We start from the raw sequence: 22,726 nt of genomic DNA on the forward strand, positions 1-22,726 counted from the left end.
CCATGCCGACCACCGTCACCGGACTCGACGAACTGCGCGCCGCCGCGGGCCGGGACCTGGGACACAGCCCCTGGCGCACCGTCGACCAGCGGCGGATCGACACGTTCGCCGACGCCACCGACGACCACCAGTGGATCCACACCGACCCCGAGCGGGCCAAGGAGGGCCCGTTCGGCGGCGCCATCGCGCACGGCTACCTCACGCTCTCCCTCGTCATCCCGATGTTCGGGGAGGTTCTGGAGATGCAGGGGATCGACATGGCCGTCAACTACGGCCTCAACAAGGTGCGCTTCCCCTCCCCCGTCCCGGTGGACTCGCGGGTCCGGCTGACCGCCCGCCTCGCCGAGGTCACCGACGTCAGGGGAGGTGTGCAGGCCACCGTCGACGGGGTGGTCGAGATCGAGGGCGCCGACAAGCCCGCCTGCGTCCTGCAGGCCGTCTACCGCTACTACGCCTCCTGACCGTCCGGTCCGCGGGGTCGCGCGCCTCCCCGGCCCCGCGGACCGCCCGTCCGACCTCCCCCCGTTCCGAACCGGAACCCGCCCCTCCAGCCGCCGCACGGCGCCCCGGCGCCGCCCACGAGAGGACGACTCCCCCATGACCTCCTCCACCCCTCCGGTTCCACCGCCCGACCCCCGGTCCGACCCCCGGTCCGACCCCCGGTCCGACCCCCGGTCCGACCCCCGGTCCGACCCCCGGTCCGACCCGCGCGAGATCCGCCGCGTCGCCCTGTCCAGCTACCTCGGCACCACCGTGGAGATGTACGACTTCCTCCTCTACGGCACCGCCGCGGCGCTGGTGTTCGGTCCCCTGTTCTTCCCCGACCTCGATCCGCTGGTCGGCGTGATCGCCTCCTTCGGCACCCTGGCCGCCGGGTACGTCGCCCGCCCGCTCGGCGGGGTGGTCTTCGGCCACTTCGGCGACCGGCTCGGCCGCAAACGGATGCTGCTCACCACGATGATCCTCATGGGCGCGGCCAGCACCCTGATCGGCGTGCTGCCCACCTACGAGCGCATCGGACTGGCCGCGCCGGTGGTCCTGGTGGCGCTGCGCGTCGTGCAGGGCGTCGCGGTCGGCGGCGAGTGGGGCGGGGCGGCCCTGATGACCGTCGAACACGCGGCGCCAGGCAGCCGCGGGGTCTGGGGCGGCGTCACCCAGATGGGCGCCCCCACCGGGGCGGTGCTGGCCACCCTCGCCCTGGCCCTGGCCGGGCTGCTGCCCGACGAGCAGTTCCTGTCCTGGGGGTGGCGCGTCCCGTTCCTGGCCAGTGCGGCGCTGATCGGGGTCGGGCTGTTCGTCCGGCTGCGGATCAGCGAGAGCCCGGTGTTCGCCCGGGCCGAGGCCGCCCCCGTGCCCTCCGGGCCCGCGCGCGTCCGCCTCCCCCTCCTGGAGGTCCTGCTCACCCGGCCGAGGAACCTGCTGCTGGCGGTGGTGGCGGGGATCGCCCCGTTCGCCGCCCAGGGCGTGTTCTCCGCCTTCGTCATCTCCTACGCCATCGGCATCGGCTACGACCGGTCCGCCGCGTTGACCGCCGTGGTCGTCTCCTCGACCCTGGCCATCGTCCTCACCCCGCTCTACGCCCGTCTGTCGGACCGGGTCGGTCGCAGGCCCGTCTACCTCGGCGGTGCCCTGGCCGTGGCGGCCACCGCCTTCCCCGCGTTCTGGCTGGTGAACACCGGCAGTGCCGTCGGACTGATCGCGAGCACGGTCCTCGCCCAGTCCGTCGCGGTCACCGCCATGTACGCGCCGATGGCCGCCCTGCTGGCCGAGATGTTCGACACCCACCTGCGCTACACCGGCGCCTCGGTGAGCTACCAGACGGCGACCGTCCTCGGGGCGGGGCTCAGCCCGATGATCGCCACGTCCGCACTCACCGCCGCGGGTGGCGGCACCGCCACGCACGGCGTCTCGTGGATGCTCGTGGCCGCCGGGCTGGCCAGCGCCGCCGCCATCTGGTTCGCCGGGGAGACGGGCCGCCGCGACCTCACCGACATCGACGCGCGCTGACCCGTCAGCCCCAGCGGATCTCGGACAGGCTTGCCAGGGGAGCCCGCTCCGCCAGCGCCTCGGGCACGACCAGCCTCTCCGCCTCGTGCAGGGCCTCCGGGAAACGGAGGCGGCAGCGCTCCTCCACCTCGCTCAGGACCACCTGGAACACGCGGAACTCGTCCAGCTCCAGCGCCTCCAGCTGGTCGAGGTTCTGCGTCAGCAGGAACGCCGTCGCCCTGAGCTCGCCGTGCTCGCGGAAGGAGATGACCTTCCAGTACTCGCGCGGGATCCGGACCCCCCGGTACACCCGGTCGTCGCTCTGGAAGACCGGCCCGGCGAACACGCTCACCCGCAGGTCGTCGACGTCGGCGTCGGCGAACACGGCGTCCTCCAGCCGCCCCCAGAGCCCGTCCCTGCTGCTCTGGTTGAAGTCGTCCATCTGCGGAGCGATGTTGGTGTAGAAGAACGAGTCCGCGTTGGCCTTCTTCGCCTCGGCCGGACCGCCCCAGAGCAGGTCGGCCCGGCGCGCCAGGTGTCCCCGGTCGATCGGGTTGGCCTTGTACAGCTCGTTGCCGGTCTGGGCCTCGTCCGGGATCCGCGGGTCCTTGGCGAAGGGGATCCCCCTGCGGCTGAGCCTCTTGAGCGCACCGCCGTCGATGTTCCAGGCCACCCAGAGGGCGAGGCGGCGCGACCTGCTCAACGCCAGTGAGAAATGGGTGTAGGGGATGGTCTCGGAGTCATCGAACAGGAACAGGTCGTGCCTGATCCTGGGGTCGGCCCGCGGGACGGGCACACGCGCGCCCAGGAAGTTGGGGTTGTACCCCTCCAGGGCCTCCACGGCCTCGGGAACGGGCGGCCGCAGGGTGATCCCCAGCTCCTCGAAGACCTGGAGGGGGAGGCAGGCCAGGGCGTGCTCGTCCGGGTCCCCCCTGCCCTCGCCGGCGAAGTGCAGGCCAGCCAGGACCCCGCTCGGGCGGCCGTCGCGGTCGGTGAACATCCACACCGACCCCGAGTCGCCGCCCAGGCTGACCTCCCCGCCCTCGGGCGGGTGGTCGGGGTCGACGCCGATCTCGAAGCCGAGGATGTTCTGCGGCCCCACCCCCGGGTAGTGGACCTGGGCGAGTTTGAAGGGGCTGCGGACCACACCGTGCGTCACACCGGTCGTCCGGCCGCTCTTGACCACCGTGTCGCCGAGCTCCGGCTCGCCCAGCTCCTCCGGCGCGACGCCGAGGTCGAGGATGTCCGGGTCGAAACGGCGGTCCTCGACCGTGGCGATCGCGCAGTCCCCGGCGAAGCCCAGGTGGGAGCGTTCCACCCTGCCGAGCCGGTTGCGGTCGACGTGGGGGTCGTCGGCCCGGCCCGGCTGCACGATGTCGTCGCCCACCTCACCGGACGCCCCGTGCAGCACGTGCCAGTTGCTCAGGACGTAGGGGGTGCCGTCGTGCCGGTCGAAGACGACGCAGCCGATGGTGCCCGCCGAGACGTCCACGTGCCCGACGCTCACGCCGGGCTGGGCGGGGTCGAGGCGTCTGCGGCGGGGCGGGCTCTCGGTCTCGGCCACGACCCGGAACTGCGGCTCGTAGCTGCGCTGGAGCACGTCCGTGGGCACCTCGACGCCGTCCACGGTGACCGACTCCGGGAGCTTCTTCGTGCCCAGCGCCTCCAGTTCCTCCGGTTGGGCCTTCCTGTCGACCGTGAACTGGAGCGCGACCCCGCCCTCGTCCTCACCGTCCCTGGTCTTGTGGGCGATGCCGACGGACGTCACGTTCGGATCCCGCAGGTAGTCCTCTCCGTGGATCCGGATGAACTTCTTGAGGGCGGCGATGAGTTCGCTCTGGTCGGGAACGGCCGCGGGCGGTGTGTCCTTCTTCTCGGCGGACATGGAAGGATCCCCTCCCCGAACCGATGTGCGGGATCCGCGCGGGTCTCCCTGACTCGCCTCCACCAGGCTAAACCCGAGAAAAGGGGCATTTCTACACAAATAAGACATAAGTGAGTCACTGTCTCGCCAGGCCGGACCAGCGCCCGGTAGGCGAGCAGTCGCGCCGCGGATGTCGGTCCGGGCTCCCAACGGGGTATCACCACGACGCCCCACCCGAATCGACCCCAGGAGCCCCCCGTATGACCACGAGCCCGGCGACCGACACCCCCCAGACCCCCGACCCGCTCGATCCGAAGATCTGGACCGGGCGCGTCTTCAGCGACGGGTGGCGCGACGCCGACGACGACGCCCCCGTCACCGAGCCCGCCACCGGCGCCGAACTCGGCCGGATCGGCCTGGCCGCGCCCGCCGACGTCGCCCGGGCCGCCGAGCGGGCCGCCCGCGCCCAGCGCGACTGGGCCGCCCTGCCCCACCGTGAACGGGCCCGGGTGCTGCGGCGCGCCGGGGAACTCCTGGAACGCCACACCGACCAGGTCCGGGACTGGCTGGTCCGCGAGTCCGGGTCGGTCCGGGCCAAGGCCGACGTCGAACTGTCCGGCTCCGTCCGCGAGTGCGAGGAGGCGGCCGCGCTGGCCTCGGCGCCGCCGGGAGAGCTGCTGCCCACCGAGCAGGACCGGCTGTCCATGACCCGGAGGGTGCCGGTCGGCGTCGTCGGGGTGATCGCGCCGTTCAACTTCCCGCTGATCCTGGCGATGCGCTCGGTCGCCCCGGCCCTGGCGCTGGGCAACGCGGTGGTCCTCAAACCCGACCCCCGTACGTCGGTGTGCGCGGGGGTGGCGATCGCGCGGATCTTCGAGGGGGCCGGGCTGCCCGAGGGCGTGCTGCACGTGCTGCCCGGCGGCGCCGACGCCGGACGGGCCCTGGTGACCGATCCCCGCGTGCGGGTCGTCTCCTTCACCGGCTCCACGGCGGCGGGCCGCGCCGTGGGCGAGCTCGCCGCCCGCCACCTCAAGCGCGCCCACCTGGAGCTGGGCGGCAACTCGGCGTTCGTCGTGCTCGACGACGCCGACCTGGACGCCGCCGTCGGCCTGGGCGCGTGGGGCTCGTTCCTGCACTCGGGCCAGATCTGCATGTCCTCGGGCCGCCACCTGGTGCACTCCAGCCTGGTCGGGGAGTACGTGGAGCGGCTCGCCGCCAGGGCGGAGGCGCTGCCGGTCGGCGACCCGGCGACCGGGGACGTCGCGCTGGGCCCGATCATCGACCACCGGCAGTTGGAGCGGGTGCACGACCTGGTCGTCGCCTCGGTGAGGGCGGGTGCCCGGCTGGCCGCGGGCGGCACCCACGAGGGGCTGTGCTACCGGCCGACCGTGCTGGCCGACGTCACCGCGGACATGCCCGCCTACGCGCTGGAGGTGTTCGGCCCGGTCGCCCCGGTGCTGGCCTTCGACACCCTGGACGAGGCGGCCGAACTGGCCGCCGACAGCGAGTACGGGCTGAGCCTGGGCATCACCACCGCCGACGTGGGCAGGGGGCTGGCCCTGGCCGAGCGGATCCCCTCGGGGATGGCGCACATCAACGACCAGACGGTCAACGACGAGGCGACCGCGCCGTTCGGCGGGATCGGCGCCTCCGGGGTCGGCCGGTTCGGCGGCCCCACCGCCAACGTCGAGGCGTTCACCGAGACCCGGTGGATCACCGTGCGGAGCCGGGCCGCCGTCTATCCGTTCTGACCCCGCGTCCGCCCGCTCCCGGCACGGCCCCGGCCCGGTCCCCTCGTCGCGACCCGGTACGGGGCCACAGGCCCGCACACGCCTACGGCTTGAGGGTGCTCGTCAGTGCCGCCCACGCCTGGGAGTCGAAGGTGAGGTACCCGAGGTCGCGCTGGGTCGAATCCCGAACGGCGGCGGCGTGCCGGACCCAGCCGACCTCCACACAGCTCTTCCCACCGTCCGGGCTGTAGCTGCTGATTCTCCAGCCGGACACGGCGGACTCATCATGCTTCATCGCAGCTCCCTCTCGATCGACGCGACCATCTCGGCGGACTCAGCCGGGGACAGACTGGCCACGCGCAGCCGATCGTAGCTGGCCACCAACTGGTCCGCGCCCGCGGCTTCCAGGTAGAGGCCACCGGCCGGACTCACCGTGTAGCCGACGACGGGGAAGGGGTCATCCATCTTGATCAGGCGAAACCCTCCGTCAGGGCTGGCGAGGGCACCGCGGTCGAAGGGGATGACCCGCACCTCGATGTGCGGTTCTTCGGCTCGCTCCAAGAGATGGCGAAGCTGTGCCCGCATCACCTCCCTGCCTCCGACAACCCGCCTGAGCGCGGCCTCGTCCATGAGAACGTGAAGTTCCGTGGGCTCGTCGCCCTCCAGGATGCGTTGGCGGATCATACGCAACTCGACGCCCCGTTCGATCTGCGATGCGGAGTCCGTGGGGTTCACGGCGCGCATGAGCGCTTCGGCGTACTCGGGGGTTTGGAGAAGACCGTTGATGGGCGCGGCGTCGAAGGCGTGGATACTGCGGGCACGGCTCTCCAACCACACGTAGTCGATGAACCAGTCGGCGGCATCGCGGGAGTACTTGTCCCACCAGCCGGTCTTGGTCTGCTCCGCTCCCAACTGCAACAGCGCCTCGCGCTGGTGCTGGCCCTCCACCCCGTACAGGTCCATCAGGGCGAGCAGCTCGGGCTGGGGGATAGGTCTGGTCCCCGACTCGACCCGGCTGACCCAGGTGAAGTTACGGCGGACGTGCTCACCGACATCCTTGAGCGTCATGTCGTTCTCAAGGCGGAGTTCCTTCAGGAGCTTGCCCAGCCACTGAGCCCGCAACGTGGCCCTGCCCGATCGCGCCATCCGAACTCCTCGTTGTCAAACTTTCCTAAGATATTGACAGCATCCTATTGGGCGTTCAGTATTGCAGCAAGTGAGCAAAGATCACGCGGAGCAACCGTGGTGTGAGAGCGCCTCCGGTCTGCTCCGAACAGACCACTGCCCGGAGCGGTCAGATGAGATTCGGCCCTCGTTGACGCTCCGGGCAGTGCCTTACCGGAGAGGGGACCCCGATGAACGAAGTCCGCGTACTCCCAGCCCCCATTCTTCCCAAGGAGTGGAACGGCGTCGACACCTCCATCGACGCCGAGACCCCCGAACTGCTCTCCGACGACCAGTTCGACCGCTACGTCCAGACCGTGGCCGACCTCCTCGCCGCCGCCGGACTGGACGTCACCGTCTCCGCCGACGACCACGGCCACCTCGACGTCCACCACCCCACGAGTGGCTTCAACGTCGAACTCGACCTGCGCGAGGACCGCAGCGCCGAGTGGTCCCTGAACGCCGACGACGAGAGCGAGCCCGGCACGACCGCCCTCCAGCTCGCCTCGCTCGTCACCCGTCTGCTCGCCCCGGGTCGGGGCTGACCGCGCGGGCGTCCCCACCAGGAGGCCGGGGCGCCCGCGACCTCCCCGACGCCCGGAGGCGGAACGCGGTGGGTCCGGCTCTCCGCGAACCCCGCCTACACCACGTCCAGCCACGCCCCTTCCGACTGTCGGCCGTCCGGGGACTGTTCGGCCCAGATGACCTTGCCCTCGGCGGTGTAGCGGGTCCCCCAGCGCTCGGCGAGCTGGGCGACGAGGAACAGGCCGCGGCCGCCCTCGTCCGTGCTGGCGGCGTAACGCAGGTGCGGGGCCGTGCTCGCGGCGTCGGAGACCTCGCAGATCAGGGAGCGGTCGTAGATCAGTCGGACCCGGATCGGACCGCGGCCGTAGCGAATGGCGTTGGTGACCAGCTCACTGAGGATCAGCTCGGTGACGAACACGCTCTCGTCCAACTCCCAGGCGGTCAGCTGCCGGGTGACGGAGGCGCGAAGGGGGGCGACGGCCGCGGGGTCCGTGGGCACGTCCCAGTCGGCGACCCGGTCCTGGGGCAGCCTGCGTGCGCGGGCGATGAGTAGCGCGACGTCGTCCTGCGGCCGGTCGGTCAGCAGCGAGCCGAAGACCTCCCGGCAGGCCTCGTCCGGTGCCCGACCGGCGGTGGCGGCCAGCGTCCGGCGCAGCCGGGTGAGGCCGGAACCGATGTCCCGGTCACGGTTCTCCAACAGCCCGTCGGTGTACAGGACCAGTTGGCCGCCCTCCGGCAGGAGCAGCTCCTGGGACTCGAAGGGCAGGCCGCCCAGGCCCAGGGGCGGCCCGGCGGGCAGCTCGGGGAAGGTCACGTCGCCGTCGGGGCCGACCAGCGCGGGCAGCGGGTGACCGGCGCGCGCCAGGACACAACGTCCGGAGATCGGGTCGTAGACGGCGTACAGGCAGGTGGCTCCGACCAGACCGTCGGTGACGGCCTGGTCTGGGACGCCGTCGAGCGCGGCGGACTCGGACTCCTCCAGGTCGATGCGGGTGACCAACTCGTCGATCCGCGCCAGGAGTTCGTCCGGCGGCAGGTCCAGGGTCGAGAAGTTGTGGACGGCGGTGCGCAACCGGCCCATCGTGGCGGCGGCGTGCATCCCGTGACCGACGACGTCGCCGACGACCAACGCCACGCGCGCGCCGGACAGCGGGATGACGTCGAACCAGTCCCCGCCCGCTTCCCCGGCCTGCGCGGGCAGATAGCGGTGGGCGACGTCGAAGGCGCTCTGCTCGGGCAGCCCCCGGGGGAGCAGGCTGCGTTGCAGCGTCACCGCCATGGTGTGTTCGCGGGTGTAGCGGCGGGCGTTGTCGATGCAGATCGCCGCGCGGGCCGCCAACTCCACCGAGAGGGACAGGTCGTCCTCGTCGAAGGGGGCGGGCCTGCGCGAACGGAGGAAGGTGACCGTTCCGAGCAGACTCCCCCGCGCACGCAACGGGACCGAGATGAGCGAGTGGATCCCGTACCCGACGATCCTTTCCGCGCGCTCGGGGTCCTGGGCCTGCCAGGCGGGGGCGTCGGTCAGATCGGGCAGCAGCACGGCCTCCCCGCCGCCGAGACCCTTCGCCTGCGGGGTGGAGGGCACGAACTCGATCAGCTCCCCCACCGGGTAGAGCGGCGGGTCGTCCCGAACGCCGCGGAGGGCGACCCGACGCACGACGGTACTGGTGGGACCGGGTTCCTCCCCCCGCAGCACGGGATCCGGCAGGTCGACGGCGATGAAGTCGGCGAACCGGGGGACGGCCACCTGGGCCAGCTCCTCGGCGGTGCGCCGCACGTCCAGTGTGGTGCCGATGCCCCCTCCGGCGTCGTACAGCAGTTTGAGGCGCTTCCTGGCCAGTTCGGCCCGTTCGGACAGCACGCGCAGCTCCGTGGCGTCCCGGAGCGTCATGACGCTGCCCGGCGGCCCTCCCCGCAGGTCCGTGGTCCGCTGGTTGACGGCCAACAGCAGGTCCCCGGCGGGGTGCACCTCGTCGGTGGCGACGCGCCCGGAGACCAGCAGCGCGGACACGGACTCGGGGAGGCCGAGATCGTCGACGTGCCGGCCGGCGGCGTCCGGGGGCAGTCCGAGCAGCCGGTCCGCCTCGTCGTTGGAGAGCACCAGGCGACCGTCCCCGTCGGTGATCAGGACGCCCTCCTTGACGGAGTGCAGGACCGCGTCATGGTGCTCGTACATCCTGGTCATCTCGGTCGGCCCCAGACCGTGCGTCTGGTGCCGCAGCCGGCGGCCGATCAGCGCCGACCCGACCGTCGCGAGGACGAGCACGGCCGCCGCTCCGCCGATCAGGAGGGGCAGCTGCTTCGCGGCGGTCGCGCCGATCCTCTCCAGGGTGACCCCGGCGGACACCAGGCCCACCACCTCGCCGTCCTCCGCGGTGACGGGGACCACGGCCCGCACGGAGGGGCCGAGGGTGCCGGTGTAGGTCTCGGTGACGATCCCTCCGGCGGCGGCGGGCCCGATGGTGCCGATGAAGGTCTCCCCGATGCGCTCCGGGTTCGGGTGGGTGTACCGGGTGCCCTCCGGGGTCATCACCACGATGAAGTCGACACGCGACCGCTCCCGGGCCCGCTCGGCGAGCGGCTGCAGCACCGCCGACGGGTCGGGGGACTCCAGGGCCTCCACCATGCCCGGCGCCCGCGCGAAGGTCTCGGCGACGGCCAGCGACCGGGCGCTCGCCCCCCGTTCGCTGTCGTAGCGGCTCTGCAGCACCAGGGCCACCGCCCCCAGGGCGACCAGCACCACCACGACCAGCAGTTGGAGGACGAACATCTGACCGGCGACGCTGGGCGCGCCCGCCCTGAAACGGGGTCTGCCGTCACTGCGGACCCACAGGACACGTGGACTGAACCGCGGCATGACACATCGCCCCTACAGGATCGGACGCCCTTGTACCTCCATCACCGCCAATATCCCCACTAATCACCCGTCGCAGTACTCACTCGTCGTTCCACCTGCTCACCCGCCCCGGGACGGCCCGCGATCCATCCGGTGCCGCCGGTCGGCCGCCTACGGAAAACCAGGCCGTCCGGAGACGGGGCGGGGGCGGGTCAGCGCGGCAGCGCCCCGGGGTTGCGCTCGCTCGCCGCGGCCAAGTCGACCTCGATCCGACCGGCCGCCTCCCGCAGGTCGGGCAGGACCTCCTCGCGCAGGGAGTCCGCGCCCCGCTGGGCGGCGTGCGCGGCGACGTTCACGGCGGCCACGACGCGCCCGGACCGGTCGCGGACGGGCACCGCGATCGAGCACAGGCCGTCCTCCAGCTCCTGGTCGACCAGGGCGTATCCGGATCTTCGGGCTTCCTCCACGGCGGCCGCGAGGTCCTCGGGTGAGGTGCGGGTACGACGCGTGAGCGGCTCGGGCGCGGCGCGGTCGAGCCGGTCGGCGAGGTCCTCCGGCGCTAGCCCGGCCAGCAGGACCCGACCCATCGACGTGGGGTGGGCGGGCAGGCGGGTGCCCACCCCCAGGTCCACGCCGATGATGCGGGTGGTGGCCACGCGCGCCACGTAGCGGATGTCGTCGCCGTCGAGCACGGACACCGACGCCGAGTCGTGGACCCGGCGCACCAGGTCGGCCAGGTGGGGGGTGGCGATCCGCTCGAAGGTGAGCCGGGACAGCGGCGCGTGGCCCAGTTCCAGGACGCGGGGCGTCAGGGTGAAGCGGCGTTCGCCGACGGTGGCGACGTAGCCCAGCTGGGCCAGCGCGAGCAGGGAGCGGCGGGCGGTGGCCCGAGCCAGGCCGGTGGCCTCGGCGACCTCGCTCAGGGTGCGTCCGCCGGGGGCGCGCAGGCAGGTCAGGACCGCCAGGCCCCGGGCCAGCGACTGGAGGAAGTCTGCCCCCAGCTCCTCCTTGGCCGCGCGCAGGGCGTCGGCGCGCAGCCGCGGCGGGGTCGTCTGGGAGGGTTCGGGCACGCGCCCGGCCAGGGCCTCGGTGATGGTGTCGGCGCACGCGCGCAGCCGGGGCAGCGCGTGCTCGGCGAGGCTGTCGGCGGTGTGGCGGCTGGTGTGGCTGACGACGCTCACCGCGCACCGGACCCGGCCGTCGGCCCGGTGCACCGGCACCGCGACGGCGACCAGTCCGGGTTCGACGAGCTGGTCGTCCACGGCCCACCCCGAGCGCCGCGCGCGGGCGGCGCGGACCGCGACGTCGCCCCGGTCCGCGGCCGGGTCGGCGGCGACGCGCTCGCGGTGGCGGCGCCAGGTGCCCTCGTCCCAGTCGGCGGCGAAGAGGGCTCCCGGCGCGCAGCGTTCGGCGGGCAGCAGGTCGCCGACGTGGAAGGTGACCGCCATGGCGCGCCGCCGCGGGCACTGGATGACGAAGCGCGCGCCGTCGCCGTCGGGGACGCACACCGACACCGACTCGTCGAGTTCGTCGGCCAGGCGCAGGACGGGGGCGTCGGCCGCGTCGGTCAGCGGATCGGCGGCGAGGTAGGCGTTGCCGAGTTCGCTCAGGCGCGGGGCGAGCACGGCGTCCTGGTCCTCGATCCGCAGGTAGCCGAGGTGGGCGAGGGTGCGGGTGACCCGGTCGACGGTGGCTCTGGCCAGTCCGGTCGAGCGGACCAGGTCGCTTCGGCGCATGCGCGTCGACGGGGCCGCCGTGAGCGCCCGTACGACGGCCAGCCCCCGTTCCAGGGTGGCCACGGACTCCCCGGCGGCCCTGCCGGGCGTCGTCGCGCTGACCTGCATGCGGACCTCCACTGTTCCTCGTTCCGATCGAACGCTACCGGGACTTGACACACCTACGGCCGTCCGGCGACACTCACAGCGGTTCATAAATGAACTTTAGTTCACTAAGCGAACAACAGAGGGTGGGAACGGATGGACAAGGTGGTGGCCACGGCCGCGGAGGCGGTGGCGGACGTCCCCGACGGCGCCTCGATCGCGGTCGGCGGCTTCGGCGTCAGCGGCGTCCCGACGGTCCTCATCCGCGCCCTGCTCGACCACGGCGCCACCGGTCTGGCGGTCGTGTCCAACAACTGCGGCGCCCTGGGCACCGGTCTGGCCGTTCTGCTGTCCGCGGGCCGGATCAGCCGGGTCACCGGCAGCTACATCGGCTCCAACGCGGAGTTCGCCCGGCAGTACCTGGCGGGCGAACTGGAGCTCGAACTCATCCCCCAGGGAACGCTCGCCGAACGGCTGCGCGCGGGCGGCAGCGGCATCCCCGCCTTCTACACCCCGGCCGGGGTCGGCACCCAGGTCGCCGACGGCGGCCTGCCCTGGCGCTACGACGGAGCGGGCGGGGTGGCCGTCGCCTCCCCGCCCAAGGAGGTCCGCGGCTTCGACGGCGTCCCCCACGTGCTGGAGCACGCCATCACCACCGACTTCGCCCTGGTCCGGGCCGCCAGGGGGGACCGGCACGGCAACCTCGTCTTCCGCCGCGCCGCCCGCAACTTCAACCCGCTGGCGGCCATGGCCGGACGCGTCACCGTCGCCGAGGTGGAGGAGCTGGTCGAACCGGGCGCGATCGACCCCGACCACGTGCACCTGCCCGGGGTGTTCGTGCAGCGGGTCGTGGAGCTCACCCCCGAGCAGGCGGCCGAGAAGTACATCGAGAAGCGCACCGTGACGGAGGGGACCACCCGATGAGCTGGACACGCGAGCAGATCGCCGCCCGCGCCGCGCGCGAGCTGCGCGACGGCGAGTACGTCAACCTCGGCATCGGGCTGCCCACCCTGATCCCGGGCCACCTGCCGCCGGGGGTGGAGGTGGTGCTGGAGTCGGAGAACGGCATCCTGGGCACCGGCCCCTACCCGCGGGAGGACGAGGTCGACCCCGACCTGATTAACGCGGGCAAGGAGACGGTCACCGTCCTGCCCGGCGCCGCCTTCTTCGACTCCGCGCTGTCGTTCGCGATGATCCGCGGCGGCCACGTCGACACCGCCGTGCTCGGCGCCATGCAGGTCTCCGCCCGCGGCGACCTCGCCAACTGGTCGGTGCCCGGGAAACTGGTCACCGGCATCGGCGGCGCGATGGACCTGGTGCACGGCGCCCGCCGCGTCATCGTCACCACGGCGCACACGGCCAGGGACGGGAGCCCCAAGATCGTCGAGGAGTGCACGCTCCCCCTGACCGGCCGCGCCTGCGTCGACCGGATCATCACCGACCTGGGCGTCCTGGACGTGACCGACGACGGGCTCGCCCTCGTCGAGACCGCTCCCGGGGTCACCGCCGGGGAACTCGTCTCCCGTACCGGGGCGCGGGTCCGCGTCGACGAGGGGGTCTCGGCGTGAAGACCAGGGACGTCTACGTCGTCGACGCCGTGCGCACCCCCGTGGGCCGCTACGACGGTGCGCTCGCGGCCGTGCGCCCCGACGACCTGGCCGCGCACACCGTCCGCGCGCTGCTGGAGCGCACCCCCGATCTGGACCCGGCCCGGATCGGCGACGTCCACCTCGGCAACGCCAACGGCGCGGGTGAGGAGAACCGCAACGTGGGGCGGATGGCCGCGCTGCTGGCCGGTCTGCCCACCTCGGTACCGGGGGTGACCGTCAACCGGTTGTGCGCCTCCGGGCTGGAGGCCGTGGTCCAGGCGGCCCGCGCCATCGCCCTGGGCGACGCCTCCGCCCTGGTCGCCGGAGGGGTGGAGTCGATGACCCGGGCACCCTACGTGCTGCCCAAGAGCGAACGCGCCTTCCCCGCGGGCCACGCCGAGCTGTACTCCACGACCCTGGGCTGGCGGATGGTCAACCCGAGGATGGAACCGGAGTGGACGGTGCCGCTGGGCGAGTCCGCCGAACTCATCGCCGACAGGCACGGCATCACCCGTGAGCGGCAGGACGAGTTCGCGCTGGAGAGCCACCGCAGGGCGGCCGCCGCCCAGGAGCGGGGGCTGTTCGACGCCGAGATCGTGCCCGTCCGGGTGCCCCGAAGGCGGGGCGAGGCGGTCACGGTCGACCGCGACGAGAGCGTGCGGCCGGACGCGTCGCCGGAGGCGATGGCGCGGTTGCGGCCCTCGTTCCGGCCCGAGGGCGGCACGGTGACGGCGGGCAACTCCTCCCCGCTCAACGACGGCGCCGCCGCCCTGCTGCTCGCCGACGAGGAGGGGGTGCGCGCCACCGGACGCGAACCGCTCGCCCGGATCTCGGCCAGCGCGGTCAGCGCCGTCGAACCGCACTGGTTCGGGCTCGGCCCCGTCGAGGCGGTCACCCGCGCGCTGTCGCGGGCGGGGCGCTCCTTCGCCGACGTGGACGTGCTCGAACTCAACGAGGCCTTCGCCGCCCAGGTCCTCGGCTGCCTGGCCGAGTGGCCCGAGTTCGACCGGGCGGTCCTCAACCCGCGCGGCGGCGCCATCGCCCTCGGGCACCCGCTGGGCGCCTCCGGCGCCCGCCTGGCCGGGACCGTCGCCCACCAGCTCGCCGAGGCCGGAGGCGGCACCGGGGTCGCCGCCCTGTGCGTCGGCGTCGGCCAGGGCCTGGCCCTCGCCCTCGAACGCTAGACCGTGTCCCTTCGGGCCCTCGCTCCGGCCCGCCCGTCGCCCACCACCGCAGCGGAGAGCCCCGGCTCCAGCACCCCTCCTCTCCAGGGAGCACCGAGATGACCGCACTGCCACCCGACCTCGCCCAGTCCGCCATCGACACCGAGATCGCCAAGGCCCGGGCCGCCGCCCCCGGCGGCGACCACCCCCCGCGCGACTTCCCGCCCTACCGCGGCAGCGCCCTGCGCCACCCGACCCACCCGCTGATCCCGGTCCGCGACCCCGAGGCGGTCGAACTGACCGGACCTGCCTTCGGCGTCACCGACGTCACCGACCTCGACCGGGACCTGACCCGGCACCACCCGGGCGAACCGCTCGGTGAGCGCATCACCGTCACCGGCCGCGTGCTGGACCGGCGGGGCCGACCGGTGCGCGGGCAGCTGGTGGAGGTCTGGCAGGCCAACGCCTCCGGCCGCTACGCCCACCAGCGCGACCAGCACCCGGCGCCGCTGGACCCCAACTTCACCGGGTTCGGCCGCTGCCTGACCGACGACGAGGGGCGGTACTCGTTCACCACCATCCGCCCGGGCGCCTACCCGTGGCGCAACCACACCAACGCCTGGCGCCCCGCGCACATCCACTTCTCGCTGTTCGGCGAGGCGTTCACGCAACGACTGGTGACCCAGATGTACTTCCCCGGCGACCCGCTGCTGCCCTTCGACCCGATCCTGCAGTCCGTGACCGACCAGGACGCGCGCGACCGCCTCGTGGCGGTCTACGACCACGGCCTGTCCGTGCCCGAGTGGTCGCTGGGCTACCGGTGGGACATCGTCCTGGACGGACCGGCCGCCACCTGGACCGAGGACGAGGAGGAGGCCCGATGAACCCCGCGCCCACGCCCTCGCACACCGTCGGCCCGTTCTTCGGCTACGCCCTGCCCTTCACCGGCGGCGGCGACGTGGCGCCCCCGCACCACCCGGACGCGCTCACCCTGCGCGGACGGGTCCTGGACGGCGACGGCGAGCCCGTCCCGGACGCGATCGTGGAGACCTGGCAGCCCGCGCCGGACGGCTCGCGCACCGGCGCTCCGGGGTCGATGCGCCGCGACGCGGTGACCGGCCGCGTCGTCGGCCGCCACGGGGCGGACTTCACCGGGTTCGGGCGGGTCGCCACAGACGCCGACGGCCACTGGCTGGTGCGGACGCTGCCGCCCGGCGGGGTGCCGTACGTGTGCGTGGCGGTCTTCGCCCGCGGCCTGCTGCACCATCTGTACACCCGCGCCTACCTCGTCGACGACCCCGCCGACGCGCTGCTCGCCGCCCTGCCCCCGCAACGGCGCGCCACCCTCGTCACCCGGCCCGAACCCGGCGCGGAGCGCGTCCACCGCTTCGACATCCGTCTCCAGGGTGAGGGCGAGACCGTGTTCCTGGAGTTCCCGTGACCGATCCGACCGGCACCGACCCGTCCCGTCCGGCCCCGTCCGACCCGGCCCCGTCCGGCCCGGCCGCGCTCGACACCGGTCTGCTCGCCCCGGGGCGGGCGGGGTCGCCGGCCGAGGCCGCCACGGGCGACGCCGCCCTCCTCGCCGCGATGCTGGACGCGGAGGCCGCCCTGACCGCCGCCCAGGCCGACCTGGGCCTGGTCCCGACCGCCGCCGCCCGGGCGGTCGCCGAGGCCGCCGACCCGGACCGGTTCGACCCGCGTGACCTGGCGTTGCGCGCCCGCGCGGACGGCCACCCGGTGATCGCGCTGGTCGCCGACCTGACGGCGGCCGTGGGCGAGGAGTACGCGCCCTACGTGCACCGGGGCGCCACCAGCCAGGACATCATGGACACCGCGGCCATGCTGGTGGCGGCGCGTGCGCTGAACCCGGTCCTGGCCGACCTGGCCCGGGCCGAACGGGCGTTGGCCGACCTGGCCGCCCGGTACCGCGACACCCCCGTGGCGGGGCGCACGCTCACCCAGCACGCCGTGCCGACCACCTTCGGGCTGAAGGCGGCGGGCTGGCGCCACCTGGTGCTGGACGCCCGCGACCGGCTGTCCGCCGTCCGCGCCGCCCTACCGGTCCAGCTCGGCGGCGCCGCCGGGACCCTGGCGGCGTTCGCGGAGTACGCCCCCGACCCCGCACCCGACACGGGCCTTCGCCTGCTGGCCGCGTACGCGCACCGGACGGGTCTGGCCGAACCGCGCCTGCCCTGGCACGTGCTGCGCACCCCGATCGCCGACCTGGGCGCCGCGCTCGCCCTCACCGGCGGTGCGCTCGGCAAGGTGGCCGCCGACGTGCTGGTGCTGTCGCGCACCGAGATCGGCGAGGTCGCCGAGGCCGCCGGAGGCGGCTCCTCGGCGATGCCGCACAAGGCCAACCCGGTGCGGGCCGCCCTGGTCTCCTCGGCCGCCCGCCAGCTGCCCGCGCTGGCCTCGGTGCTGCTGAGCGGGCTGGCGTGTGAGGACGAACGCCACGCGGGCGCCTGGCACGCCGAGTGGCAGCCCCTGCGCGAGGCCCTGCGCCTGGTCGGCGGCGCCGCCCGCGACACCGCCGAACTGGTCGGCGGGCTGCGCGTGGACCCCGACCGGATGGCGGCCAACCTGGACCTGACCGGCGGACGGATCACCTCCGAGCGGATCGCCGCCGCCCTGGCCTCCCGGGTCGGACACGCCCGGGCGAAGGAACTGCTCACCCGGGCCTCGCGCCGGGCGGCCGAGGAGGGTCTGACCCTGGCCGAGGCCCTGCGCGGCCTGCCCGAACCGGCCGGGACACCGGAGGGGACCCTCACCGGCCTGACCGATCCCGCCGCCTACCTGGGCGCCGCGCCCCTCCTGGTCGACCGCGCCCTGGCCGATCCCCGGGGGCCGGGTGAGACCGGTGCGCCCGACGAACGCCCCCAACACCTGACGGAGAACCCGTGACCGACCCGCTCCACCACCGCCTCGACGGACCCGAGGGCGCGCCCCCGCTGATCCTCGGCCCCTCCCTGGGCACCTCCCTGTCCGTGTGGGAGCCCCACCTGCCCGCCCTGGCCCGCGACCACCGGGTCGCCCGCTACGACCTGCCCGGCCACGGCGGATCGCCCGCCGCGCTCCTGCCGGGCTCCGGGGCCGCCGTCGCCGACCTGGCCCGCCTCGTCCTCGACCTGGCGGACGCCCGGGGCTGGACGGCCTTCCACTACGCGGGCGTCTCCCTGGGCGGGGCCGTCGGCCTCCACCTGGCCCTCCACCATCCCGAGCGGGTCTCGTCCCTGACCCTGGTGTGCTCGTCCGCGCGGTTCGGCGACCCCGCCGCGTGGCGGGAGCGCGCCGACCTGGTGCGGCGCGAGGGGACCGGCGCCCTGCTCGGCGCGGCCCCCGGGCGCTGGTTCGCCGACCCCGGCACCGCCGACACGCTCGCGGGCAAGGGGCTGCTGGCCGACCTGGAGCGCACCGACCCCGGGGGCTACGCGGCCTGCTGCGACGCGCTGGCCGTCCACGACCTGCGGGACCGCCTGGGTGACATCGGCGTGCCGACCCTCGTCGTCTCCGGACGCGGGGACCGCTCCACCCCGCCCGAACACGGGCGCGCGCTCGCCGACGGGATCCCCGGCGCGGAGCTGACCGAGATCGGCGGCGCGGGCCACCTGGCGGGGGTCGAGCGGCCCGAGGCGGTCACCGCCGCCCTGCTCGGTCACCTGTCCCCCGGCACCGACGGCGGACGGTACGCCGCCGGGATGGCCGTGCGGCGGGCCGTCCTGGGCGACGCGCACGTCGACCGGGCGGTGGCGCGCACCACCGCGTTCACCGCCGACTTCCAGGACCTCATCACCCGCTACGCCTGGGGGGAGATCTGGACCCGCCCGGGACTGGACCGGCGCACCCGCAGCTGCGTGACGCTGACCGCCCTGGTCGCGCGCGGCCACCTCGACGAGCTCGCGATGCACGTGCGCGCCGCCCTCGCCAACGGCCTGACCCCCGACGAGATCGCCGAGGTGATCCTGCAGTCCGCGATCTACTGCGGGGTGCCCGCCGCCAACTCCGCCTTCGCCACCGCCCAGCGCGTGCTGGCCGACCTCACCGAGGAGTGACCGTGTCCCACCCCCGCCACACCACCGTCGCCGTCGTCGGAGCGGGCCCCGCCGGGCTCCTCCTGGCGCGGCTGCTGCACCGCTCGGGGATCGAGTGCGTCGTACTGGAGAGCCGCGACCGCGACTACGTGGAACGGCGCCAGCGCGCCGGGATCATGGAACAGGGGACGGTGGAGACGCTGCGCGAGGCGGGCGCCGCCGACCGGCTGGACCGGGAGGGGATCGCGCACGACGGCGTCGAGCTGCGCTTCGACGGCCGGGGCCACCGCGTCGACTTCCCGTCCCTGACCGGGGGCCGCCGGGTGTGGGTGTACGCCCAGACGGAGATGGTCAAGGACCTGATCGCGCTGCGCCTGGCCGACGGCGAGCCCCTGCTGTTCGAGGCCCCCGTCCACGCGGTGGAGGGGATCGACACCGACCGCTGCGCCGTCCGCTACACCCACCGGGGTCGGGAGCACACCCTCACCTGCGACTACGTGGTGGGCTGCGACGGCTACCACGGGGTGGCCCGGCGGGCGGCCCCCGAGGGCGCGAGCCGCACCTTCGAGCGCGTCTACCCCTACTCGTGGCTGGGGGTCACGGCCGACGCCCCGCCCGCCTACGACGAGCTGATCTACGCGCACTCCGACCGGGGTTTCGCGCTGGCGAGCATGCGCTCGCCGTCGGTGAGCCGCCTCTACCTCCAGGTGCCGGGCGGCGCGGATCCGGCGGACTGGCCGGACGGGCGGATCTGGGACGAGCTGGACGCGCGCCTGGGCGCCGACGGGACGTGGCGGCTGAACCGGGGGCCGATCACCGCCAAGGCGGTGCTGCCGATGCGCAGTTCGGTGACCGAGCCGATGCGGCACGGCCGTCTGTTCCTGGCCGGGGACGCCGCGCACATCGTGCCGCCCACGGGCGCCAAGGGGCTCAACCTGGCCGTCTCCGACGTGACCGTCCTGGCCCGCGCGTTCGCGCACCTGCGCACGACCGGGTCGGCGGCGCTGTTGGACGCCTACTCGGCGACCTGCCTGCGCCGGGTGTGGCGGGCGGAGCACTTCTCGTACCTGATGACCACGACCCTGCACACCGATCCGGCGCAGTCGGGGTTCGACACCCGCCTGCAGCTGTCGCAGCTGGACCGGGTCGCCACCTCGCCCTTCGCCGCGGCCGACCTGGCGGAGAACTACACCGGACTGCCGTTCACCTGACCGGCCGGTCCTCCCCTCCCACGCGTCGCAGGGCGCCCCCGCACGAGGGCGACGGAGCGCTGGGGAGCTGCGCCGGGCGGACGGCTGGGCGGCGGGCGGGCGGCGGCCCCGTCCCGCCGCCCGTCCCACGGTCGCCCCCCGACCGGACCGGTTCAGGAGGGTTTCGTCCGGTCCCGGACCGAGTCCACGAGGCGCGCGTAGACCTCCGCCGGCATCTCCTCCTCCCCCATCTCCCTGCCGAGTTCGACCGTCCGCCGGTAGGTGTCCAGGAAGGACCAGCAGTCCGCGCAGTCCCCGATGTGGAACTCGACCGCCCGCCGCCGCGGCTCGGGCAGGTCACCGGAGACGTAGTCGCGCAGGAGGTCGTACACCTCCCGGCACCGCGGCCGCCGCGGACGCGGCAGGCTCCACCGGTCCGGGCCGACGAGCGCGTACGCCCCGGCCGCGACGGACAGCGCGATCTCACGCTTGGCCGCCTCGACCCCGATGAGGAGCCCGTTGTCGGAGATGCTGCCGAGCCCCAGGGCGAACAGCCACACGGCGACGGCGCCCATGACGTAGCGGGGCGCCAGTCCCACGGCCAGGAGTGCACCCACAGCCAGAAGCACGGGAACGGGCAGGCTGGAGTTGACCGAGTTGCTGAAGACCCCCTCGGTGAAGACCGCCGAGGCGAGCAGGGTGTAGGCCATGCCGAGCCGGACCAGCAGCAGGCTGGTGTCGCGGCCTCCCCCGCGCGCGGCCTGTTCGATCCCGGTCAGCCGCAGCGCCCTTCGGGGCACCGCGAGACGTCCGCTGAGCAGGAACCGGTCCAGACTCCAGTACCCTCCGCCCATGCGGGCCAGGGTCAGCGCCATCATCGCCAGCGCGAGATCGGCCGAGATCCGGATGGCTCCTCCCGTGGGGGTGGCCATGGTGAACATGACGAACATCATCGCCATCACCATGCCGATCCGGGGCGTGGCCAGCCCGAGGATCAGGATGACGGCGAGTGTCACCTCGGCGATCCCCTGGAGCAGCAGGAACGTGCTGACGGGGATGCCGAGGTCGGTGATCCGCTCGGCGAGCCACGGTGCGATCCAGCCGGTCTGCGGGTCGGTGAAGGACTCGGCCACCGCGTTCAGGTCGTCGCCGAGGCCGAACGGGACCGGGATGAGGAGTTTGCCTCCGGCCACCAGGAACGCGAGTCCGAGAACGGTCCGGAAGGCGAGGAGCACCCCGTCCCACGGCCCCGGAGGCCGCAGGGGGACGTCTGGTTTCATGATGATTCCGTCCTCACGGTCGTGGATGGGTCGGTCCGGCTCCGCCGTTCGTGGAAGTACGCGTCGAGCGCCTCACGCAGGGCCAGCCGGGCTCGGTGGAGCCGGGTGCGCACAGCGGGTCTGGAGATGTCGAGCAACTCGGCCACCTCCGCGTGGTCCAGGTCCTCGATCTCGGCGAGGACGTAGACCTCGCGTGCCGCGGCGGGCAGCCGTTCCACGGCCTCCGCCAGGACCGCCCGGGTCTCCCCGCGCAGCAGTTCGCCCTCGGGACACGGCGGCCAGCCTCCGACCGTCCTGGCGTGCCGACCGTCCTGGCGTGCCGACCGTCCTGGCGTGCCGACCGTCGTCGGTGAAGACCGGCTCCGGCACCTCGGGGTCGGGTATCGGATCACGCGCCCGTCTACGCAGGCGCATGAGCGCGGCGTTGACCACGACGCGTCGGAGCCACGGTTCCAGGGCGTCCGGCTCCACCAGGGTGTCAACCTTGTCCATCACGGTCACCAGGGACTCCTGAAGGACGTCCTCCGCGTCCTGGCGCTGTCCCGTCAAACGCAGGGCGATCCGGTAGAGGGTGTTCCCGTGCCGTGTCAGGAGTTCCGAGAACAGCCGCCTCCTCCCGGTTCCTGAGTCCTGCCACGAGGTCTGTTGACATCCCGACCACACTTGCCGATTCCGTGGTGGCCGATGCAGGCGACTCGGCGCCGTACGGCGACCACCCCTTTACACAGGAAAGATGAGATGGGAGTGGCCAGCGTTACATCCCGTGACGCGAAACCACCGGAATCAGCGTTCCGGGCAGGTCGTCGGGGTGGTGGAGCGGGTTCGCCGTCGTCCGTCCGGCCGTGTCCGGACCCGGTCACGCGGGCACCCGGTGTCCGCACGCGCTGTTATCTTGGCGACCGCGAATCCGGCGTTCCCTCCCCTTCCGGGCATGGAGGCCGGGTCACGGGCGCGGTGGGGAACGAGGACACGGGTGAAGAGTGCGTCGCGGATCGGTGAGGCGGTCGGCTGGGTCGGCCTGGGGCTGATCGAGGGCGGAATCCTGCTCGCCCTCGCCGACCTGGTGCGGTTCTCCGTCATGGAGGAGGACCCGACGACGCCCGACGCCGCCCTCTGGTGGCTGACCGCCGTGTTCCTCGGAGCGATCGTGCTCTTCACGGTGCTGTGGCATGACAAGGGGGTCCCCGCCACGGAACCCGCCCCTCGCCAGGGCCGGGGGTTGAGGGCGTTCCTGCTGGCGGCGGGCGCGCCCTCCCTGTACGGGGCCTACACCGTCTTCTCACCCACCATGTTCACCGTGACGGCGGACACCAGCGGGTACCACGATTCCGATCCGGCCGGGGTCTCACTGTGGGTGGTGACCCTGACGATCGCCCTCGGTGTCCTCCTCGTCGTGGCCGCCGTGTACCAGCCCAGGATCCTGCCCCCGCGCCGCTCCGTGCCGTTCTTCGCCGTGGGTCTGGTCCTGGTCGCGCTCTCGGAGTTCGGTCTGCGCGCCGCGACCCTCTACCAGCCGACGGAGCACACGGTCGCCGACGCCTTCCC

The 22,726-nt window shown here is 73.6% G+C and carries 19 protein-coding genes and 1 pseudogene; 12 read left to right on the forward strand and 8 right to left on the reverse strand.

Going from position 1 to position 22,726, the window contains the following annotated elements:
- Window positions 1-2: 2 nt before the first annotated feature.
- A complete protein-coding gene (locus tag DVR05_RS11320) occupies window positions 3-461 on the forward strand; it encodes a MaoC family dehydratase (protein ID WP_116245814.1) in 459 nt (152 codons plus the stop codon).
- A gap of 136 nt (window positions 462-597) precedes the next feature.
- The gene (locus DVR05_RS11325; protein WP_116245815.1) at window positions 598-2,007 is read left to right on the forward strand and encodes an MFS transporter; all 1,410 of its coding nucleotides are present in this window, start codon (window positions 598-600) and stop codon (window positions 2,005-2,007) included.
- 4 nt (window positions 2,008-2,011) lie between these two features.
- Here DVR05_RS11325 and DVR05_RS11330 read toward each other — a convergent pair whose 3' ends face one another.
- Window positions 2,012-3,871 (reverse strand): DNA/RNA non-specific endonuclease, encoded by a 1,860-nt coding sequence (locus DVR05_RS11330; protein ID WP_116245816.1) that lies wholly within the window; start codon window positions 3,869-3,871, stop codon window positions 2,012-2,014.
- Between the two features lie 239 nt (window positions 3,872-4,110).
- Between DVR05_RS11330 and DVR05_RS11335 the strand changes: the two genes are divergently transcribed.
- Window positions 4,111-5,601 carry a benzaldehyde dehydrogenase gene (locus DVR05_RS11335; RefSeq protein ID WP_116245817.1) on the forward strand — a complete coding sequence of 497 codons (1,491 nt, stop codon included), beginning with the start codon at window positions 4,111-4,113 and terminating at the stop codon, window positions 5,599-5,601.
- 82 nt (window positions 5,602-5,683) lie between these two features.
- Here the strand turns inward: DVR05_RS11335 and DVR05_RS11340 are convergent, their stop codons facing one another.
- Together DVR05_RS11340 and DVR05_RS11345 are read right to left on the reverse strand one after the other, a co-directional pair.
- On the reverse strand, window positions 5,684-5,875 hold the full coding sequence (locus DVR05_RS11340) for a DUF397 domain-containing protein (RefSeq protein ID WP_116245818.1): 192 nt from the start codon (window positions 5,873-5,875) through the stop codon (window positions 5,684-5,686).
- A complete protein-coding gene (locus DVR05_RS11345; RefSeq protein WP_116245819.1) occupies window positions 5,872-6,726 on the reverse strand; it encodes a helix-turn-helix transcriptional regulator in 855 nt (284 codons plus the stop codon). The genes DVR05_RS11340 and DVR05_RS11345 overlap by 4 nt, the downstream gene beginning before the upstream one ends.
- 209 nt (window positions 6,727-6,935) lie before the next feature.
- Between DVR05_RS11345 and DVR05_RS11350 the strand changes: the two genes are divergently transcribed.
- On the forward strand, window positions 6,936-7,289 hold the full coding sequence (locus tag DVR05_RS11350; RefSeq protein WP_116245820.1) for a hypothetical protein: 354 nt from the start codon (window positions 6,936-6,938) through the stop codon (window positions 7,287-7,289).
- Between the two features lie 95 nt (window positions 7,290-7,384).
- On the opposite strand, the gene DVR05_RS11355 is transcribed toward DVR05_RS11350, so the two are convergent.
- Together DVR05_RS11355 and DVR05_RS27895 are read right to left on the reverse strand one after the other, a co-directional pair.
- Window positions 7,385-10,126: a SpoIIE family protein phosphatase/ATP-binding protein gene (locus DVR05_RS11355; protein ID WP_116245821.1), complete on the reverse strand. Its 2,742-nt coding sequence runs from the start codon at window positions 10,124-10,126 to the stop codon at window positions 7,385-7,387.
- A 191-nt stretch (window positions 10,127-10,317) separates the two neighbouring features.
- Entirely contained in the window at window positions 10,318-11,949 is a 1,632-nt protein-coding gene (locus DVR05_RS27895) for an IclR family transcriptional regulator C-terminal domain-containing protein (RefSeq protein WP_116245877.1), read from the reverse strand.
- A 132-nt stretch (window positions 11,950-12,081) separates the two neighbouring features.
- Between DVR05_RS27895 and DVR05_RS11365 the strand changes: the two genes are divergently transcribed.
- The 8 genes from DVR05_RS11365 (at window position 12,082) to DVR05_RS11400 (ending at window position 19,922) form a co-directional block, all read left to right on the forward strand.
- Window positions 12,082-12,849 (forward strand): CoA transferase subunit A, encoded by a 768-nt coding sequence (locus DVR05_RS11365; protein WP_116245822.1) that lies wholly within the window; start codon window positions 12,082-12,084, stop codon window positions 12,847-12,849.
- Window positions 12,846-13,493, forward strand: coding sequence for a CoA transferase subunit B (locus DVR05_RS11370; protein ID WP_116245823.1), 648 nt, complete (start codon window positions 12,846-12,848; stop codon window positions 13,491-13,493). The genes DVR05_RS11365 and DVR05_RS11370 overlap by 4 nt, the downstream gene beginning before the upstream one ends.
- A complete protein-coding gene (locus DVR05_RS11375; protein WP_116245824.1) occupies window positions 13,490-14,698 on the forward strand; it encodes a thiolase family protein in 1,209 nt (402 codons plus the stop codon). The genes DVR05_RS11370 and DVR05_RS11375 overlap by 4 nt, the downstream gene beginning before the upstream one ends.
- Window positions 14,699-14,796: 98 nt before the next feature.
- Window positions 14,797-15,561, forward strand: a complete 765-nt coding sequence (gene pcaH / locus DVR05_RS11380; protein ID WP_116245825.1) for a protocatechuate 3,4-dioxygenase subunit beta — start codon at window positions 14,797-14,799, stop codon at window positions 15,559-15,561.
- A complete protein-coding gene (gene pcaG / locus DVR05_RS11385; protein WP_116245826.1) occupies window positions 15,558-16,118 on the forward strand; it encodes a protocatechuate 3,4-dioxygenase subunit alpha in 561 nt (186 codons plus the stop codon). Before pcaH ends, pcaG begins: the two co-directional genes overlap by 4 nt.
- The gene (pcaB, locus tag DVR05_RS11390; protein WP_116245827.1) at window positions 16,115-17,584 is read left to right on the forward strand and encodes a 3-carboxy-cis,cis-muconate cycloisomerase; all 1,470 of its coding nucleotides are present in this window, start codon (window positions 16,115-16,117) and stop codon (window positions 17,582-17,584) included. The genes pcaG and pcaB overlap by 4 nt, the downstream gene beginning before the upstream one ends.
- The gene (gene pcaD, locus DVR05_RS11395) at window positions 17,581-18,732 is read left to right on the forward strand and encodes a 3-oxoadipate enol-lactonase (protein WP_116245828.1); all 1,152 of its coding nucleotides are present in this window, start codon (window positions 17,581-17,583) and stop codon (window positions 18,730-18,732) included. The genes pcaB and pcaD overlap by 4 nt, the downstream gene beginning before the upstream one ends.
- A complete protein-coding gene (locus DVR05_RS11400; RefSeq protein ID WP_116245829.1) occupies window positions 18,729-19,922 on the forward strand; it encodes a 4-hydroxybenzoate 3-monooxygenase in 1,194 nt (397 codons plus the stop codon). Before pcaD ends, DVR05_RS11400 begins: the two co-directional genes overlap by 4 nt.
- A 152-nt stretch (window positions 19,923-20,074) precedes the next feature.
- Here the strand turns inward: DVR05_RS11400 and DVR05_RS11405 are convergent, their stop codons facing one another.
- The 3 genes and pseudogenes from DVR05_RS11405 to DVR05_RS27900 all read right to left on the reverse strand — a co-directional run.
- Window positions 20,075-21,181, reverse strand: a complete 1,107-nt coding sequence (locus DVR05_RS11405; protein WP_116245830.1) for an anti-sigma factor — start codon at window positions 21,179-21,181, stop codon at window positions 20,075-20,077.
- Window positions 21,178-21,573, reverse strand: coding sequence for an RNA polymerase sigma factor (locus DVR05_RS11410; protein WP_198659136.1), 396 nt, complete (start codon window positions 21,571-21,573; stop codon window positions 21,178-21,180). The genes DVR05_RS11405 and DVR05_RS11410 overlap by 4 nt, the downstream gene beginning before the upstream one ends.
- A 58-nt stretch (window positions 21,574-21,631) precedes the next feature.
- Window positions 21,632-21,844 (reverse strand): annotated as a pseudogene (locus tag DVR05_RS27900) (RNA polymerase sigma factor); the annotation flags it as partial.
- Window positions 21,845-22,726 lie beyond the last annotated feature (882 nt).

It is taken from the genome of Nocardiopsis sp. FIRDI 009 (genome assembly GCF_003386285.1).
GTDB lineage: Bacteria > Actinomycetota > Actinomycetes > Streptosporangiales > Streptosporangiaceae > Nocardiopsis.

Excerpts from the sequence above, each read along its gene's own strand:
- DVR05_RS11350 (WP_116245820.1), top strand. The coding sequence starts at position 6,936 with ATGAACGAAGTCCGCGTACTCCCAGCCCCCATTCTTCCCAAGGAGTGG.
- DVR05_RS11370 (WP_116245823.1), top strand. The coding sequence starts at position 12,846 with ATGAGCTGGACACGCGAGCAGATCGCCGCCCGCGCCGCGCGCGAGCTG.
- DVR05_RS11340 (WP_116245818.1), bottom strand. The coding sequence starts at position 5,875 with ATGAAGCATGATGAGTCCGCCGTGTCCGGCTGGAGAATCAGCAGCTAC.
- DVR05_RS11330 (WP_116245816.1), bottom strand. The coding sequence starts at position 3,871 with ATGTCCGCCGAGAAGAAGGACACACCGCCCGCGGCCGTTCCCGACCAG.
- pcaH (WP_116245825.1), top strand. The coding sequence starts at position 14,797 with ATGACCGCACTGCCACCCGACCTCGCCCAGTCCGCCATCGACACCGAG.
- DVR05_RS11345 (WP_116245819.1), bottom strand. The coding sequence starts at position 6,726 with ATGGCGCGATCGGGCAGGGCCACGTTGCGGGCTCAGTGGCTGGGCAAG.
- DVR05_RS11365 (WP_116245822.1), top strand. The coding sequence starts at position 12,082 with ATGGACAAGGTGGTGGCCACGGCCGCGGAGGCGGTGGCGGACGTCCCC.
- DVR05_RS11405 (WP_116245830.1), bottom strand. The coding sequence starts at position 21,181 with ATGAAACCAGACGTCCCCCTGCGGCCTCCGGGGCCGTGGGACGGGGTG.
- pcaG (WP_116245826.1), top strand. The coding sequence starts at position 15,558 with ATGAACCCCGCGCCCACGCCCTCGCACACCGTCGGCCCGTTCTTCGGC.
- DVR05_RS11355 (WP_116245821.1), bottom strand. The coding sequence starts at position 10,126 with ATGCCGCGGTTCAGTCCACGTGTCCTGTGGGTCCGCAGTGACGGCAGA.
- DVR05_RS11335 (WP_116245817.1), top strand. The coding sequence starts at position 4,111 with ATGACCACGAGCCCGGCGACCGACACCCCCCAGACCCCCGACCCGCTC.
- DVR05_RS27895 (WP_116245877.1), bottom strand. The coding sequence starts at position 11,949 with ATGCAGGTCAGCGCGACGACGCCCGGCAGGGCCGCCGGGGAGTCCGTG.
- DVR05_RS11320 (WP_116245814.1), top strand. The coding sequence starts at position 3 with ATGCCGACCACCGTCACCGGACTCGACGAACTGCGCGCCGCCGCGGGC.
- DVR05_RS11325 (WP_116245815.1), top strand. The coding sequence starts at position 598 with ATGACCTCCTCCACCCCTCCGGTTCCACCGCCCGACCCCCGGTCCGAC.